Source organism: Streptomyces sp. NPDC001401 (assembly GCF_042895385.1).
Classification (GTDB): Bacteria; Actinomycetota; Actinomycetes; order Streptomycetales; family Streptomycetaceae; genus Streptomyces.
In genome coordinates this window covers 613642-630212 of the sequence record NZ_JBIAWI010000003.1, presented here as the reverse complement: position 1 = coordinate 630212, position 16571 = coordinate 613642, and the positions used below count along the sequence as shown (strand labels likewise).

General features: G+C 71.2%; 12 protein-coding genes and 1 pseudogene. All 13 read left to right on the top strand.

The features are described 5' to 3' along the window. The first annotated feature begins 91 nt into the window (after positions 1 to 91). The 13 genes and pseudogenes from ACFY10_RS14820 (at position 92) to ACFY10_RS14760 (ending at position 16571) form a co-directional block, all read left to right on the top strand. Positions 92 to 1273, top strand: a complete 1182-nt coding sequence (locus ACFY10_RS14820) for an ROK family protein (protein ID WP_390665469.1) — start codon at positions 92 to 94, stop codon at positions 1271 to 1273. 133 nt (positions 1274 to 1406) lie between these two features. Continuing rightward, positions 1407 to 2924, top strand: a complete 1518-nt coding sequence (locus tag ACFY10_RS14815; RefSeq protein WP_390665468.1) for a sugar ABC transporter ATP-binding protein — start codon at positions 1407 to 1409, stop codon at positions 2922 to 2924. Beyond that, entirely contained in the window at positions 2921 to 3940 is a 1020-nt protein-coding gene (locus ACFY10_RS14810) for an ABC transporter permease (protein WP_390665467.1), read from the top strand. The genes ACFY10_RS14815 and ACFY10_RS14810 overlap by 4 nt, the downstream gene beginning before the upstream one ends. 52 nt (positions 3941 to 3992) lie before the next feature. Continuing rightward, positions 3993 to 5033: a substrate-binding domain-containing protein gene (locus ACFY10_RS14805; protein ID WP_390665466.1), complete on the top strand. Its 1041-nt coding sequence runs from the start codon at positions 3993 to 3995 to the stop codon at positions 5031 to 5033. Positions 5034 to 5091: 58 nt separating this feature from the next. Further along, complete coding sequence (locus ACFY10_RS14800) at positions 5092 to 6306, top strand: Gfo/Idh/MocA family protein (protein ID WP_390665465.1); 1215 nt, start codon at positions 5092 to 5094, stop codon at positions 6304 to 6306. Between the two features lie 15 nt (positions 6307 to 6321). Beyond that, positions 6322 to 7320 carry a sugar phosphate isomerase/epimerase family protein gene (locus ACFY10_RS14795; RefSeq protein ID WP_390665464.1) on the top strand — a complete coding sequence of 333 codons (999 nt, stop codon included), beginning with the start codon at positions 6322 to 6324 and terminating at the stop codon, positions 7318 to 7320. A gap of 102 nt (positions 7321 to 7422) precedes the next feature. Beyond that, positions 7423 to 9933 carry a PQQ-dependent sugar dehydrogenase gene (locus tag ACFY10_RS14790; RefSeq protein ID WP_390665463.1) on the top strand — a complete coding sequence of 837 codons (2511 nt, stop codon included), beginning with the start codon at positions 7423 to 7425 and terminating at the stop codon, positions 9931 to 9933. A 14-nt stretch (positions 9934 to 9947) separates the two neighbouring features. Next, positions 9948 to 11318, top strand: a complete 1371-nt coding sequence (locus tag ACFY10_RS14785) for a ThuA domain-containing protein (RefSeq protein WP_390665578.1) — start codon at positions 9948 to 9950, stop codon at positions 11316 to 11318. Positions 11319 to 11413: 95 nt separating this feature from the next. After that, the gene (locus tag ACFY10_RS14780) at positions 11414 to 12640 is read left to right on the top strand and encodes an inositol-3-phosphate synthase (protein WP_390665462.1); all 1227 of its coding nucleotides are present in this window, start codon (positions 11414 to 11416) and stop codon (positions 12638 to 12640) included. Between the two features lie 41 nt (positions 12641 to 12681). Next, positions 12682 to 14022 carry an SCO3242 family prenyltransferase gene (locus ACFY10_RS14775; protein WP_390665461.1) on the top strand — a complete coding sequence of 447 codons (1341 nt, stop codon included), beginning with the start codon at positions 12682 to 12684 and terminating at the stop codon, positions 14020 to 14022. After that, entirely contained in the window at positions 14019 to 15002 is a 984-nt protein-coding gene (locus ACFY10_RS14770; RefSeq protein ID WP_390665460.1) for a sugar phosphate isomerase/epimerase family protein, read from the top strand. The genes ACFY10_RS14775 and ACFY10_RS14770 overlap by 4 nt, the downstream gene beginning before the upstream one ends. After that, positions 14999 to 15723, top strand: a pseudogene (locus ACFY10_RS14765) (EboA domain-containing protein). Before ACFY10_RS14770 ends, ACFY10_RS14765 begins: the two are co-directional and overlap by 4 nt. Further along, positions 15723 to 16571 (top strand): TatD family hydrolase, encoded by an 849-nt coding sequence (locus ACFY10_RS14760; protein WP_390665459.1) that lies wholly within the window; start codon positions 15723 to 15725, stop codon positions 16569 to 16571. The pseudogene ACFY10_RS14765 and the gene ACFY10_RS14760 overlap by 1 nt, the downstream one beginning before the upstream one ends.

Below are 16571 nucleotides of genomic sequence, written 5' to 3'. Positions count from 1 at the left end.
TTCTTCTCAGGTTCGCGGTTCGCTGCTACGTTCCCCTCGAAAGCCCGAACAACTGGTGGCCGATTGAGGCGGGGAGGGGCTCGTGAGACGCATGACGGCACGACCCGCGAACGCCCATCAGGCCAAGCTGCTCAAGCTGTTGCGCGACGGAGGCCCCAACTCCCGTGCGCAGCTGGGCGATCAGGTCGACCTCTCGCGGTCCAAGCTGGCCGTGGAGGTGGACCGGCTGCTGGAGACGGGCCTGGTCGTGGCCGACGGACTCGCCGCCTCGCGCGGCGGGCGCCGCTCGCACAACGTCCGGCTCAACCCGGAACTGCGCTTCCTCGGCGTGGACATCGGCGCGACCTCGGTCGACGTCGCCGTCACCAACGCCGAACTGGAGATCCTCGGCCACCTCAACCAGCCCATGGACGTACGCGAGGGCCCCGTCGCGGTCTTCGAGCAAGTCCTGTCCATGGCAGCGAAGTTGAAGGCCTCGGGGCTCGCGGAGGGTTTCGACGGCGCCGGCATCGGCGTCCCGGGGCCGGTCCGCTTCCCCGAGGGCGTACCGGTGGCTCCGCCGATCATGCCGGGCTGGGACGGCTTCCCCGTACGGGAGGCGCTCAGCCAGGAACTCGGCTGCCCGGTCATGGTCGACAACGACGTGAACCTGATGGCGATGGGGGAACAGCACGCGGGCGTCGCACGCTCCGTGGGTGACTTCCTCTGCGTCAAGATCGGCACCGGCATCGGATGCGGCATCGTCGCCGGCGGTGAGGTTCACCGCGGGGTGACGGGCAGCGCGGGCGACATCGGGCACATCCAGGCCGTGCCCGACGGACGACCGTGCGCCTGCGGCAACCGGGGCTGCCTGGAAGCCCACTTCAGCGGCGCGGCCCTCGCCCGGGACGCCGTGGAGGCGGCCCAGCAGGGGCGGTCGGAGGAACTCGCCTCGCGGCTGGAGGCGAACGGCACCCTCACCGCCGTCGACGTCGCCGCCGCGGCCGCCGCGGGCGACGCCACCGCCCTCGACCTGATCCGCGAGGGCGGCAACCGCACCGGCCAGGTCATCGCCGGACTGGTCTCCTTCTTCAACCCCGGCCTGGTGGTGATCGGCGGCGGGGTGACCGGCCTCGGCCACACCCTGCTCGCCGCCATCCGCACCCAGGTCTACCGTCAGTCGCTGCCCCTCGCGACGGGCAACCTGCCCATCGTGCTTGGGGAGTTGGGCCCCACCGCCGGAGTGATCGGCGCGGCCCGGCTCATCAGCGACCATCTCTTCTCGCCCGCGTAAACCGCACCCTCGCCCGCGCAACCGCACCTCGGAACACGAGATCACCCGTACCGCGCCCGGCTGCGCCCTGCCCTGAACACGCCTGCCCGAAAACGCCCTGAAACCGGCCCGCACGCCCGCCAAGGGGACCCTCATGGCACCAGAACCACCGCTGCTCAGCATGTCCGGCATCACCAAGTCGTTCCCCGGAGTCCGGGCCCTCGACGGCGTCGACCTCGACGTCCAGGCCGGTGAAGTGCACTGTCTGCTCGGTCAGAACGGGGCCGGGAAGTCCACCCTCATCAAGGTCCTGGCGGGCGCCCACCAGCCCGACACCGGCACCATCCGCTGGCGCGGCGACGAGGTCACTCTTCGCTCGCCGATCGTCGCCATGCGCCGCGGCATCGCCACCATCTACCAGGAACTCGACCTGGTGGAACACCTGTCAGTGGCGGAGAACGTCCACCTGGGCCACGAGCCGACGGCGGCTGGATTCGTCGTACGGAGAAAGTCCGCGCGAGCGTCAACAGCCCAACTTCTCAAGCGACTTGGGCACCCGGAGATCAGCCCGGCGCGGCTGGTCGGGGAGTTGTCCGCAGCCCAGCAGCAGATCGTGTCGATGGCCCGGGCGCTCTCCCACGACGTACGCCTCATCGTCATGGACGAGCCGTCCGCCGCCCTCGACCCGGACGAGGTCGACAACCTCTTCCGCATCGTCGGCGACCTGACCGCCGACGGGGTCGCCGTCGTCTACATCTCCCACCGCCTGGAGGAGATCCGGCGGATCGGCGACCGGGTGACCGTGCTGAAGGACGGGCGCGCGGTGGCCGGCGGACTGCCCGCGAAATCGACGCCGACGCGTGAGGTGGTCGCGCTGATGACCGGACGGAACGTCGAGTACGTCTTTCCGGAGCGGCCCGAGTCCGGGGCGGACGCAGCGCCCGTGCTGGAGGTGCAAGGGCTGTCCAGGGAGGGGGAGTTCGCACCCCTCGATCTGGAGGTACGGCCCGGCGAGATCGTCGGTCTGGCCGGACTCGTCGGCTCGGGGCGCTCCGAGATCCTGGAGACGATCTACGGCGCCCGCAAGCCCACCACCGGCCAGGTCCGGGTCGACGGGCGGGCGTTGCGGCCGGGGAGTGTGCGGGCCGCGGTCCGCGCCGGGCTCGGGCTGGCTCCCGAGGAACGCAAGGCGCAGGCCCTGCTGATGCTAGAGTCCGTCACCCGGAATGTCTCGGTCTCCTCCATGTCCCGCTTCGCACGCGGGGGTTGGATCGACCGGGGCGCCGAACTGGGCGCCGCACGGGCCGCCACCCGCGAGCTGTCGCTCCGCCCCGACAACCCCTCCGTGCCGGTCCGCACCCTCTCCGGCGGCAACCAGCAGAAGGCCGTCCTGGCCCGCTGGCTGCTGCGCGGCTGCCGCGTCCTGCTGCTCGACGAGCCGACCCGCGGTGTCGACGTCGGCGCCCGCGCCGAGCTGTACGCGGTCGTCCGCCGGCTCGCCGACGAGGGCCTCGCCGTCCTGCTGGTCTCCAGCGAAGTCCCCGAGGTGCTCGGCCTCGCCGACCGTGTGCTGGTGCTCCGCGAGGGCCGCGTCGTCCACACGGCGCCCGCCCGCGAACTCGACGAACACCGCGTACTCGACCTGGTCATGGAAGGAAGCCCGGCGTCATGACACAGCATGCCTCCCCGCCCCGGGACAACACCGACAAGGTGCCGTCGGTCGGCCAACCACCCATGTGGCGCGGCCTGTTGGCCCGAGCCGACGTCCGTACCCTCTCCCTGCTGGGCGTCCTCGCCGCGCTGATCCTCATCGGCGGGATCACCAAGCCCGACGAGTTCCTCGACACCCGCAACCTCCAACTCGTCCTCACCCAGGCCTCGGTCATCGGTGTCGTCACCGTCGGCATGACCTTCGTCATCACCTCCGGCGGCATCGACCTGTCGGTCGGCGCGATCGTCGCGCTCTCCTCCGTGTGGGCGACGACGGTCGCCACCCAGGATTACGGCTTCGCGGGCATCCTCTTCACCGCGGTGATCGTCGGCCTCGGGTGCGGCCTGGTCAACGGGGTGCTCATCGCATACGGCGGAATGGTCCCGTTCATCGCCACGCTCGCCATGCTGGCCTCGGCGCGTGGCCTGGCGCTGCAGATCACCGACGGCAAGACGCAGATCGTCACCGTCAGCAGCATCCTCGACCTGGGCGAGCGTGATGCCTATGTGCTGGGCGTCCCCCCGCTCGTCATCGTCTTCGCGGTCGTGACGATCATCGGCTGGCTGATCCTCAACCGCACCACCTTCGGCCGCCGCACGGTCGCCGTCGGCGGCAACGCCGAGGCGGCCCGGCTCGCCGGCATCGACGTACGCCGACAGCGGCTGTACCTGTACCTGCTGTCCGGGCTGTGCTGCGGCATCGCCGCCTTCCTGCTGATCATCCTGTCCGGCTCAGGCCAGAACACCAACGGCAACCTCTACGAGCTCGACGCCATCGCGGCCGCGATCATCGGCGGCACGCTGCTCAGCGGAGGGCGGGGGACGATCACCGGCTCCGTGCTCGGCGTCCTGATCTTCACGACGATCACCAACATCTTCGCCCTGAACAACCTGCAGAGCGACGTCCAGCAGATCGCCAAGGGCGCGATCATCGTGGCCGCCGTGCTGGTTCAGCGCCGTACCGCGAGCACGACCTGAGGAAAGGGTCAGTACTATGTCACATTCCACAAGTGCTGTGTCGCGCAGTGCTATGTCACATACCACCAGCCGCAGAGGACTCCTCTTCGGGACCGCAGCCGTATCCGCCACCGCCTTCCTCGCCGGTTGCACGAGTAACGAGACCAAGGACGAGAGCCCGGCCGCGTCGGGCCAGTCGGCCGCCGACGACAAGCCCGGCAAGCACGTCACCATCGGCTTCGCAGGACCGCAGGCCGACCACGGCTGGCTCAACGCCATCAATGACAATGCCAAGAACCGCGCCAAGAAGTACTCCGACGTCACCCTGGAGATCACCGAGGGCTCGAACGACACGGCCGCACAGATCGGCCAGATCGAGACCCTGATCAACAAGAAGGTCGACGTCCTGGTGGTGCTGCCCGCCGACGGCAAGGCGCTCACCCAGGTCGGGCTCAAGGCGATGCGCGCGGGCATCCCGGTGGTCAACCTCGACCGGGTCTTCAACTCCCCGCAGGCGTACCGCTGTTGGATCGGCGGCGACAACTACGGCATGGGCCTCAACGCAGGCACCTACATCGGCGAGAAGCTCAAGGGGAAGTCGAACGCCAAGGTCATCGAACTGGCCGGCCTGGACAACCTGGAGCTGACCAAGCAGCGCACCCAGGGCTTCGACGACGCACTGAAGAACTACCCCAATATCAAGAAGGTGGCCCGTCAGGCCGCCGAGTTCACGGTCGAGTCCGGGCAGGCCAAGATGGCCCAACTCCTGCAGGCTCAGCCCAAGTTCGACGCCCTGTGGAACCACGACGACGACCAGGGCGTGGGTGCCCTGCGCGCCATCGAGCAGGCCGGCCGCGAGGACTTCCTGATGGTCGGCGGCGCGGGCGCGCTGTCCGCCTTCCAGGCCATCAAGCAGGACAACGGCGTCCTGAAGGCGACCGTCCTGTACCCGCCGACGATGGCCGCGTCCGCGATCGACCTGGCCCGCGCGCTCGGCCAGGGCAAGGGGGTCGGCGGTCTCGCCGAGTTCGAGATCCCGGCCTCGCTGACGCTCTACTCGGCCGTCGTCGACAAGGACAACGTCGACCAGTACATGCCCACGGGCTTCCGCTGACCGCTCCGCCCCGCACCCCCCACGGCGCAATCACCACGAGGACGAGGAGGACATCCGTATGGGACAGCCCCAGCAGCCGGACGGACCGGAGGGCGCGAAGCCGCCGCTGCGCGTCGGTATGGTCGGCTACGCGTTCATGGGCGCCGCCCACTCCCAGGGCTGGCGCACCGTGGGCCGCGTCTTCGACCTGCCCCGCCGCCCGGTCCTGGCCGCGATCTGCGGACGCGACGCGGATGCCGTGCGCGCCGCGGCCGACCGGCACGGCTGGGCGTCGGCCGAGACCGACTGGCGGGCCCTGGTCGCCCGGGACGACATCGACCTCGTGGACATCTGCACCCCCGGCGACAGCCACGCCGAGATCGCCCTGGCCGCCCTCGCCGCCGGCAAACACGTGTTGTGCGAGAAGCCCCTCGCGAACACCGTCGAGGAGGCCGAGACGATGACGCAGGCGGCCGAAGTGGCTTACCAGCGCGGCCAGTTGGCGATGGTCGGCTTCAACTACCGCCGTGTGCCGGCCACCGCGCTCGCCCGGAGCATGGTCGCCGAGGGCCGGCTGGGCGCCCTGCGGCACCTGCGGGTGACGTACCTTCAGGACTGGCTCGTGGACCCGGAGTTCCCGCTCACCTGGCGGCTGCGCAAGGAACTGGCCGGCTCGGGCGCGCTCGGCGACCTGGGTGCGCACGTCGTCGACCTCGCGCAGTACCTGGCGGGGGAGCAGCTGGCGGGCGTCTCCGCTCTCACGGAGACCTTCGTGCGGGAGCGGCCGTTGCCCGCCGGTGCAAGCAGCGGCCTGTCCTCGGTCGCCTCCGCCGGCACGGGACAGGTCACCGTCGACGACGCCGCCCTGTTCACCGGCCGCTTCAACTCCGGAGCGCTCGCCTCCTTCGAGGCCACCCGGTACGCAACCGGCCGCAAGAACGCCCTGCGCATCGAACTCAACGGCGAGCGCGGCTCGTTGGCCTTCGACCTGGAGCGCCTCAACGAGCTGTCGTACCACGACGGTACGGAGCCCGCCGCGCACGCCGGCTTCCGCCGCATCCTCGTCACCGAACCCGACCACCCCTACCTGGACGCCTGGTGGCCGCCGGGCCACGGCCTCGGCTACGAGCACACCTTCGTCCACCAGGCCCGCGACCTCGTCCACGCGATCGCCGAGGGTCGGCAGCCCGAACCCTCCTTCGCCGACGGCCTGCAGGTGCAGCGCGTGCTGGCGGCGGTGGAGGAGAGCGCCGAGAAGAACTCCGTCTACACGCTCATAGCCGCCCGAGGCTGAGGAGGGTTCAGGGAAATGCCGCGTCAGTTCACGCTCTTCACCGGCCAGTGGGCCGACCTGCCGCTCGAGGAGGTCTGCCGCCTCGCCCGCGACTTCGGCTACGACGGCCTCGAACTCGCCTGCTGGGGCGACCACTTCGAGGTCGACAAAGCGCTGGCCGATCCGTCGTACGTCGACTCTCGCCACCAGCTGCTCGACAAGTACGGCCTCAAGTGCTGGGCCATCTCCAACCACCTGGTCGGCCAGGCCGTCTGCGACGCCATCATCGACGAACGCCACCAGGCCATCCTGCCGTCCGAGGTGTGGGGCGACGGGGACCCGGAAGGGGTACGGCGGCGCGCGGCCGACCGCATCAAGGACACCGCGCGGGCGGCGGCCGCCTTCGGTGTCGACACCGTCATCGGCTTCACCGGCTCCGCCATCTGGCACCTGGTCGCCATGTTCCCGCCCGCGCCGGAGTCGATGATCGAGCGCGGCTACGAGGACTTCGCCGAACGCTGGAACCCGATCCTCGACGTCTTCGACCAGGAGGGCGTGCGGTTCGCGCACGAGGTCCATCCGAGCGAGATCGCCTACGACTACTGGACAACTCGGCGCGCTCTGGAGGCAGTCGACGGCCGATCCGCCTTCGGCCTGAACTTCGACCCGTCGCACTTCGTCTGGCAGGACCTCGACCCGGTCGGCTTCCTGTGGGACTTCCGCGACCGGATATACCACGTCGACTGCAAGGAGGCCCGCAAACGCCTCGACGGCCGCAACGGACGCCTCGGCTCCCATCTGCCCTGGGGCGACCCGCGCCGCGGCTGGGACTTCGTGTCGGCCGGCCACGGCGACGTGCCCTGGGAGGACGTCTTCCGGATGCTGCGCTCCATCGACTACCAGGGACCGATCTCCGTCGAGTGGGAGGACGCCGGCATGGACCGGCTCCAGGGCGCACCCGAGGCGCTGAAGAGCCTCAAGGCCTACGACTTCGAGCCGCCGTCGGCCTCCTTCGACGCCGCGTTCGGCAACTGACCTCCACCCAGCAGAAACTGACAAACCATCAGCTCTCCGGGATGACGGCGCATCCCGGCGTTCGCACCCGCCCGTACAACCGGCCCCACTCTGGAGGCACCCGTGCACGGGAACGACCGCACCACCAGCACCGACAGAATCGAGACCCACAGACGACGCCCGTCCTTCCGCAAGGCAGCCGCCCTGCTCGGTGGGGTGCTGCTGGCGGGCGCGTCACTGACCCTCACCGCTCCCCGGGCCGGCGCAGCCGTCGCCGACCCGGGGGCGGCCCCCGCGGCGTCCGCCGCGGAGGACTTCCAGCAGGTCACCCTCGCCAAGGGCGAACCGGAGGTCGGCGAGCCCATGTCCCTCGCGGTCCTGCCGGACCGCTCGGTCGTGCACACCTCGCGCGACGGCGAACTCCGCATCACCGACGCGGCGGGCAACACCCACCTCGCAGGCAAACTCAACGTGTACTCGCACGACGAGGAAGGCCTCCAAGGCGTCGGCGTGGACCCGGACTTCACCACCAACCGCTTCATCTACCTCTACTACGCACCCCCGTTGAACACGCCGACGGGCGACGCCCCCGAAACCGGCACCGCCGCGGACTTCGCGCCCTTCGACGGCGTCAACCGCCTCTCCCGCTTCGTCCTGAAGACCGACGGCACCCTCGACACGGCCAGCGAGACGAAGATCCTCGACATCCCGGCCTCCCGCGGCCTGTGCTGCCACGTCGGCGGCGACATCGACTTCGACGCGGCCGGCAACCTGTACCTGTCGACGGGCGACGACACCAACCCCTTCCAGTCCGACGGCTACACCCCCATCGACGAGCGCGCCGACCGCAACCCGGCCTTCGACGCCCAGCGTTCGGCCGGGAACACCAACGACCTGCGCGGCAAGATCCTGCGCATCAAGGTCAACGCCGACGGCTCGTACTCGGTCCCGAACGGCAACCTCTTCGCTCCCGGCACGGACAAGACGCGCCCCGAGATCTACGCCATGGGCTTCCGCAACCCGTTCCGCTTCAGCGTCGACAAGAAGACCGGCATCCTCTACGTCGGCGACTACGGCCCCGACGCGGGCGCAGCAGACCCGGCCCGCGGCCCCGCCGGCCAGGTCGAGTTCGCGCGGGTGACCGGCCCCGGCAACTTCGGCTGGCCGTACTGCACCGGCGCCAACGACGCCTACGTGGACTACGACTTCGCGACCAAGACGTCCGGCGCGTCCTTCGACTGCAGCGCCCCCAAGAACAACTCCCCGCACAACACCGGCCTCACCGACCTGCCCCCGGCCCAGCCCGCCTGGATCCCGTACAACGGCCCGTCCGTGCCGGAGTTCGGCGACGGCTCCGAGTCCCCGATGGGCGGCCCGGTCTACCACTACGACGCCTCGCTCGACTCGCCCGTGAAGTTCCCTCAGGCGTACGACGGGAACTTCTTCGCCGGGGAGTTCGGCCGCCGCTGGATCAAGCGGATCGTCAGCGACGGCAGCGGAACCGTGCAGTCGATCAACGCCTTCCCGTGGACCGGAACCCAGGTGATGGACATGGCGTTCGGCCCCGACGGCGCGCTCTACGTCCTCGACTACGGCACCGCCTGGTTCGGCGGCGACGAGAACTCGGCCCTGTACCGCATCGAGAACGCGACGGGCGGCCACTCGCCGGTTCCGCAGGCGGCGGCGAGCAGGACCTCCGGACAGGCGCCGCTGAAGGTGCAGTTCTCCTCCGCGGGCACGTCCGACCAGGACGGCGACGCCCTCACGTACAGCTGGGACTTCGGCGACGGCGGCACGTCGACGGCGGCGAACCCGGCGTACAAGTACAAGAAGAACGGCACCTACACCGCGACCCTGACCGCCAAGGACCCGACCGGCCGCACCGGCAGCGCGAGCGTGCAGATCGTCGTCGGCAACACCGCGCCCAAGGTGACGCTCGAACTCCCCCAGGACGGGCAGCTGTTCAGCTTCGGTGACGCGATCCCGTTCAAGGTGAAGGTCACCGACCCGGAGGACGGGACCGCCGTCGACTGCTCGAAGGTCAAGGTCAACTTCATCCTCGGTCACGACACCCACGGCCACCCGCAGACCTCTGCCAACGGGTGCACCGGCACCATCCGGACCAGCGCCGACGGCGGCCACGACGAGGACGCCAACATCTTCGGGGTCCTCGACGCCGAGTACACCGACGGCGGAGGCGGCGGCCAGGCCCCGCTCACCTCGCACGACCAGAGCGTCCTGCAGCCCCGGCACCGCCAGGCCGAGCACTTCGGCAACGCCTCCGGCGTCTCCGTCATCACCAAGGACACCGCGCACGGCGGCAAGACGGTCGGCGACATCGACAACGGCGACTGGATCTCGTTCAAGCCGTACGTCCTGAGCAACGCCAAGAAGATCACGGCGCGGATCGCGTCAGGAGGTGCCGGCGGAACGCTGGAGGTCCGCGCGGGCTCTTCGACCGGCACGCTGCTCGGCCGGGCGACCGTGCCGGTGACCGGCGGCTGGGAGACCTTCCAGGACGTCAGCGCCGACCTGTCCCGTGCACCCAGGGGCACGACCACGCTCTACCTGGTCTTCAAGGGCGGATCGGGTGCTCTGTTCGACGTCGACGACTTCACCTTCACGACCGGCTGAGAGGAGGACACGTGATGCGCTCAACAGGCCGACTGGCAACCGCTGTTGTGGGTGCCGCACTGCTCCTCGGCTGCGTCTCGGGTCCGGCCGCCTCGCACTCCGGGCAGGACGCGAAGCGGGTGCTGGTCTTCTCCAAGACGGCCGGCTTCCGGCACGACTCCATCCCCGACGGCGTGGCGGCGGTGAAGCAGCTCGGCGAGAGCGGCGGCTTCACGGTCGACGCGACCGAGGACGCGGGGGCGTTCACCGCGCAGAACCTGGGGCGCTACGACGCGGTCGTGTTCCTGTCGACGACCGGGGACGTGCTCGACGGGGCTCAGCAGAGCGCCTTCGAGGGCTACATCCGGCACGGCGGGGGCTACGTCGGCATCCACGCCGCCGCCGACACCGAGTACGACTGGGCGTTCTACGGCGGCCTGGTCGGCGCCTACTTCCAGTCCCACCCGGCGATCCAGCCCGCAACGGTGAACGTCGAGGACCGCGCCCACCCGGCCACTTCGGGACTGGCGCAGACCTGGGACCGTAGGGACGAGTGGTACAACTACCGCTCCAATCCCCGGGACCGCGTCCATGTCCTGGCCTCGCTCGACGAGTCCTCGTACACCGGCGGCACCATGAACGGCGACCATCCGATCGCCTGGTGCCAGAACTACCGGGGCGGCCGCGCCTTCTACACGGGCGGCGGCCACACCAAGGAGTCGTACACCGAACCCGCATTCCGACAGCACCTGCTCGGCGGCATCCGCTGGGCCATCGGCGACGCACAGGCCGACTGCCGCACGGAGAACGGCTACCGCCCGCTCTTCGACGGTACGGCCGCGTCGCTGGAGAACTGGAAACAGGCAGGCCCGGGCACCTTCGCCCGCGACGACGACGGCACGCTGACGTCGTCGGGCGGCATGGGCCTGCTCTGGTACGCCACGTCGGGCTTCTCCTCGTACTCACTGAAGCTCGACTGGAAGATGGCCGGTGCGGACGGTGACGACAACTCCGGTGTGTTCGTGGGCTTCCCGCCCTCGGACGACCCGTGGTCGGCCGTGAACAACGGCTACGAGATCCAGATCGACGCCACGGACGTGCCCGAGAAGACGACGGGGTCCGTCTACGGCTTCCAGTCCGCCGACCTGAAGAAGCGCGACCGCGCGCTGAATCCGCCGGGGGAGTGGAACACGTACGAGATCCGCGTGGAGGGCGAACACCTCCGTGTCTGGCTCAACGGCGTGAAGATCAACGATTTCACCAACACCGATCCGGCTCGGAGCCTCGTCGACGGACACATCGGCATCCAGAACCACGGAGCCGACGACCAGGTGTCCTTCCGCGACATCCGGATCAAGGAACTGCCCGTCAAGGGCAGCAAGGAACTGCCCGTCAAGGGCAATTGAGCGGCGGCGGGCGGGGGACGCCGGACCTCCGCCCGCCGTCTTCCGACACCTCGTACCGGGGGTCGCGCACGACGCGTTCGACAAGGAGGCTGCCCATGTCCGCGTCCGATTCCGTTTCTCTCTCCCAACAGCGCGTCGGCGTATGGCTGATCGGCGCCCGCGGCTCCGTCGCCACCACCGTCGTCGCGGGCTGCGCCGCCGTGACCGCGGGCCTGCACGCTCCGACGGGCCTGGTCACCGAGACCCCTGTGTTCGCGGACAGCGGCCTGCCGGCGCTGTCCTCCCTCGTCTTCGGCGGACACGACACCCTGGACTGCCCGCTGCCCAAACGCGCCGAGGCCCTCGCGGCCGGAGGCGTCCTCCCACCAGGCCTCCCCACAGCAGTTGCCGCCGAACTGGCGGCCGCCGACCGGGAGATCAGACCGGGCGGCCCGGTGCCGGGTGACGCAAGGACCGAGGAGGAGCTGATCGCCTCCTTCGCCGAGGACATGCGCGACTTCGTACGGCGAAAGCGCCTCGACCGGGCGGTGGTGGTCAGCGTGGCCTCCACCGAGCCTCCCGCGACGGGCCGGTCCCTCCCACCCAGCTCCCTCTACGCCGCGGCGGCCCTGCGCGCGGGCTGCCCGTACGTCAACTTCACCCCCTCTACGGGCCTGCATCACCCGGAACTTGCGGCAGCGGCGGCATCCAGCGGACTGCCGTACGCGGGCCGCGACGGCAAGACCGGCCAGACGCTGCTGCGCTCCGTCCTCGGCCCGATGTTCACGCAGCGCGCCCTGGCGGTGCGTGCCTGGTCCGGCACCAATCTGCTCGGCGGAGGCGACGGCGCCGCCCTCGCCGACCCGGCCGCCGCCGCGGCGAAGAACGCAGGCAAGGAGAGGGTGTTGGCCGACACCCTCGGCACGACCCCCGAGGGCGAGGTCCACATCGACGACGTCCCCGCGCTCGGCGACTGGAAGACCGCCTGGGACCACATCGCCTTCGACGGCTTCCTCGGCACCCGCATGATCCTCCAGACCATCTGGCAGGGCTGCGACTCGGCGCTGGCCGCCCCCCTGGTACTCGACCTGACGCGGCTGGTCGCACGCGCTCACGAGGCGGGTCTGTCCGGTCCGCTCGGGGAACTCGGCTTCTACTTCAAGGATCCGGTGGGGGAAGGGCCTTCAGCGCTGGCGGAGCAGTACGCGGCGCTGACGGGGCTTGCGGAGCGGTTGGCGGGCGCGCGGGCCGGCGAGTCCGCGGGGGACCGGGGCGGGACGGGTGACGGCTCCGGCCGTTCCGGTCGTGCCGATGGTTCCGGCCGACTGGGGGAGTTGCGGTGAGCGGGGGCGCTGTGACGACGCGGCGGGTCTCCGAAGCAGACATGGCAACCCCGGCGGGCGGGGCACCGAGCCCGCAGCGGAGAAGCACCCACCCCCCGAACCGCAGGCTCGCCTGGGCCGAACTGCTGCGCCTCCCCGCCCTGTTCACGGTTCCGGGCGACGCCCTCGCCGGCGCGGCAGCGGTCGCCGCGGCCCCGAACTCCCGCACCCTGCTCGCCATCGGTTCCTCCCTCTGCCTCTACGAAGCCGGCATGGCCCTCAACGACTGGGCGGACCGCGAGGAGGACGCCGCCGAACGCCCCCACCGCCCCCTCCCCTCCGGCCGCATCCACCCGACCGCCGCCCTGTCCACGGCCTGCGCCCTCACCGGGGCCGGCCTCGCCCTCGCCGCCCGCGCAGGCCGCCCCGCCCTCGCGGTCGCCGCGCCCCTCGCGGCCACGGTCTGGGCATACGACCTCGCCCTGAAGCACACCCCGGCAGGACCGGTCGCCATGGCCGCGGCCCGCGGACTGGACCTGCTCCTCGGCGCCGCTGCCACAACCGGCCGCACCCGTCAGGCGTTGGGTTCCGCGGCGCTGCTCGGCACACACACCCTCGCGGTGACAGCCGTGTCCCGCCAGGAGACGAGAGGCGGCTCACCCCTGGCCCCCTTGGCCGCCCTTGCCGCCACCGGCCTGCTGACCCGGCTGCTCACCCCCCGACCCCCGGCAGGCCGACGGGAAGCAGCCGCCCGCGGCCTGCCGGGCACCCACGCGGACGGCATCGCAACCGGCACGCCTCGACACCGGCGGAGCGGGCGCGGCTGCGTGGAGTTGGACGCAGCGGCGCCTGGTGTGCCGGGCACTCCGGTCGTGCCTGGCGGCGCTGATCGCGGCCCCGTGGCGCCGCGGGCAACTGCGCACCCTGTGCCGGGCACTCCGGGCACTCCGGGCACTCCGGGCACTCCGGCCGTGCCCGGCGCCACCGATGCCCTGGCGGCCGTGGCCACTTGGCGTCGGCCGACGGCGCAGTTCGTCTTCGGGGCACGCGAAGCCGCCTCGGCTCCGCCCGGCGCCCCAGCCACGCGCCGCGCAGGTCGCCTCGCATCCGCTGTCGGCCCACGGAGTCGGTCAGCGTATGGCTCCGCGCCGCAACCGACCGCCGCAGCTCTGGGCCTGGCCCTTGCCGCAGCCTACGCAGCCACCGCCGCCCGCCCCTACTTCCACGCCGCTCTCAACCCGTCACCCCCACTCACCCAACGAGCCGTCGCCGGCGGCATCCGCGCCACGATTCCCCTCCAGGCCTCGCTCACCGCACGCTCCGGCTCCTGCGCCACCGCCCTGCTCGTCGCCGCTCTCGCCCCGCTCGCCAGGAGGTTCGGGAGGAAGGTGAGCGTCACATGACCCCCGGAACCCGGCGCTCTGGAGGCAGCGGGGCACATGACCGACCCCGACGCACCCACCCCGCCTCCTCCCTCCGCTTCGGCTACGGCACCAACGGGCTCGCCGACCTCCGTCTCGACGACGCCCTCGCCCTGCTCTCCGACCTCGGCTACGACGGCGTCGGGCTGACCCTCGACCACATGCACCTCGATCCGCTGGCGCCCGACCTCGCCGCCCGCACCCACCGGCTCGCCGGGCGGCTGGACGAGCTCGGGCTGGACGTCACCGTGGAGACGGGCGCCCGCTATGTGCTCGACCCGCGGCGCAAGCACGGCCCTTCGCTGCTCGACCCGGATCCCGACGACCGGGCCCGACGCATCGGCCTGCTGATCCGCGCGGTCCAGGTCGCCGCCGATCTCGGTGCCCACGCCGTGCACTGCTTCAGCGGGCTCACACCGACGGGGACGGACACCGACACGGCGTGGAAACGCCTGGCCGAGGCGCTCACCCCCGTCCTTGACGCCGCCACCACCGCCGGCGTGCCCCTCGCCGTCGAGCCCGAACCGGGCCACCTCCTGGCCACCCTCGCCGACTTCCACCGGCTCCGCCGCATCCTCGGCGACCCGGAAGGCCTCGGTCTGACCCTCGACATCGGTCACTGCCAGTGCCTCGAACCCCTCTCTCCAGCCGACTGCGTACGCGCCGCCGCCCCCTGGCTGCGGCACGTCCAGATCGAGGACATGCGCCGCGGCATCCACGAACACCTCCCCTTCGGAGACGGGGAGATCGACTTCCCGCCCGTCCTCGCGGCCCTGGCCGCGACCGGCTACCAGGGTCTGACCGTCGTCGAACTGCCCCGCCACTCCCACGCGGGCCCCCATTTCGCCGGGCACTCCCTCCCGTTCCTCCGCCGCGCGGCCGAAACGGCCGTCGCCCCGTCCCACCCCGCCCCACCGCACGGCGATCCCTCCGCCACCCCCGAAGGGAGCAGCACCTCATGACACACCCGCACACCGCCTGGGACACCCCCGCGGCAGACCTCAGGGGCACCACCCCCGCCCTCGCCTCGCCGGCCGAGCTGCACGGCCACCTCACCACCCACCTCGGCGGAGCCGCCCGCGCCTGGCTGGACCAGGCCCTCAACGAGGCCGCCGCCCAGCCCGGCATCCACGGGCCCATCTCCGTATGGGAGTTGCGCCTCGCCGAAGCCGGACGCCGATGCGGTCCTGAACACGCCGACGCCGCCCGCGTGCTGATCCTGCACACCGCCCGCGCCGGCACGGACGCCCTCACCCGCGTCTACTTCCAGGCACCGCCGCCGAACGCCGCGCCGTCCTCCACGCCCTGCCCCACCTCGTCACAGGCCCCGAAGCCCTCCCGCTCGTCGAGGACGCCCTGCGCACCAACGACACCAGGCTCCTCGCCGCCGCCGTCGGCCCGTACGCCGCCCGGCACCTCGCCCCCCACCCCTGGCGCCATGCCGTCCTGAAATGCCTGTTCACCGGCGTGTCCGTCGACGAGGTCACCGACCTGCACCGGCGCGCCCACGCCGACTCGGAACTCGCCCGCATGCTGGGCGACTACGCCGCCGAACGCACCGCCGCGGGCCGTCCCGTGCCCGAAGACCTGTACCGCGTCCTGACCCTGACCGACCCCACGGCCACCCCACCCGCGCAGACCGCCCCACAAGGCGCACGCGGCAGCGACGGCAAGGAGTCCTGATGCGAATCTTCGACCCCCACATCCACATGACGTCACGGACCACCGACGACTACCAGGCCATGCACGCCGCCGGCGTCCGCGCCGTCGTCGAACCCGCCTTCTGGCTCGGCCAGCCCCGTACCTCACCCGCCTCCTTCTTCGACTACTTCGACTCCCTTCTGGGCTGGGAACCCTTCCGCGCCGCCCAGTACGGCATCGCCCACCACTGCACGCTCGCCCTCAACCCCAAGGAGGCGAACGACCCGCGCTGCGTGCCCGTCCTCGACGAACTGCCCCGCTATCTCGTCAAGGACCAGGTCGTCGCCGTCGGCGAGATCGGCTACGACTCGATGACCCCCGCCGAGGACACCGCCCTCACCGCCCAGCTCCAGCTCGCCGCCGACCACGAACTGCCCGCGCTCGTCCACACCCCGCACCGCGACAAGCTCGCCGGCCTGCGCCGCACCCTCGACGTCGTACGGGAGTCCGCACTGGCCACTGACCGCGTGCTGGTCGACCACCTCAACGAGACCACCGTCAAGGAGGCCAAGGACAGCGGCTGCTGGCTCGGCTTCTCCGTCTATCCCGACACCAAGATGGACGAGGAGCGGATGGTCGCGATCCTGCGCGCGTACGGGACCGAGCAGGTGCTGGTGAACTCCGCGGCCGACTGGGGCCGCAGCGATCCCCTCAAGACCCGCAGGGTCGGCGACCTGATGCTGGCCGAGGGTTTCACCGAGGACGAGGTCGACCGGGTGCTGTGGCGCAACCCCGTCGCTTTCTACGGGCTCAGCGGCCGCCTGAACCTCGACATCACGGCCACGGAAGCCACCCACGAGGGCAACTCGATCCTGCGCGGCGGGGCGTGA

What these genes read in the sequence shown, in the direction of transcription:
- ACFY10_RS14820 (WP_390665469.1), top strand. Translation starts at nt 92, where the DNA reads ATGACGGCACGACCCGCGAACGCCCATCAGGCCAAGCTGCTCAAGCTG.
- ACFY10_RS14815 (WP_390665468.1), top strand. Translation starts at nt 1,407, where the DNA reads ATGGCACCAGAACCACCGCTGCTCAGCATGTCCGGCATCACCAAGTCG.
- ACFY10_RS14810 (WP_390665467.1), top strand. Translation starts at nt 2,921, where the DNA reads ATGACACAGCATGCCTCCCCGCCCCGGGACAACACCGACAAGGTGCCG.
- ACFY10_RS14805 (WP_390665466.1), top strand. Translation starts at nt 3,993, where the DNA reads ATGTCACATACCACCAGCCGCAGAGGACTCCTCTTCGGGACCGCAGCC.
- ACFY10_RS14800 (WP_390665465.1), top strand. Translation starts at nt 5,092, where the DNA reads ATGGGACAGCCCCAGCAGCCGGACGGACCGGAGGGCGCGAAGCCGCCG.
- ACFY10_RS14795 (WP_390665464.1), top strand. Translation starts at nt 6,322, where the DNA reads ATGCCGCGTCAGTTCACGCTCTTCACCGGCCAGTGGGCCGACCTGCCG.
- ACFY10_RS14785 (WP_390665578.1), top strand. Translation starts at nt 9,948, where the DNA reads ATGCGCTCAACAGGCCGACTGGCAACCGCTGTTGTGGGTGCCGCACTG.
- ACFY10_RS14780 (WP_390665462.1), top strand. Translation starts at nt 11,414, where the DNA reads ATGTCCGCGTCCGATTCCGTTTCTCTCTCCCAACAGCGCGTCGGCGTA.
- ACFY10_RS14775 (WP_390665461.1), top strand. Translation starts at nt 12,682, where the DNA reads ATGGCAACCCCGGCGGGCGGGGCACCGAGCCCGCAGCGGAGAAGCACC.
- ACFY10_RS14770 (WP_390665460.1), top strand. Translation starts at nt 14,019, where the DNA reads ATGACCCCCGGAACCCGGCGCTCTGGAGGCAGCGGGGCACATGACCGA.
- ACFY10_RS14760 (WP_390665459.1), top strand. Translation starts at nt 15,723, where the DNA reads ATGCGAATCTTCGACCCCCACATCCACATGACGTCACGGACCACCGAC.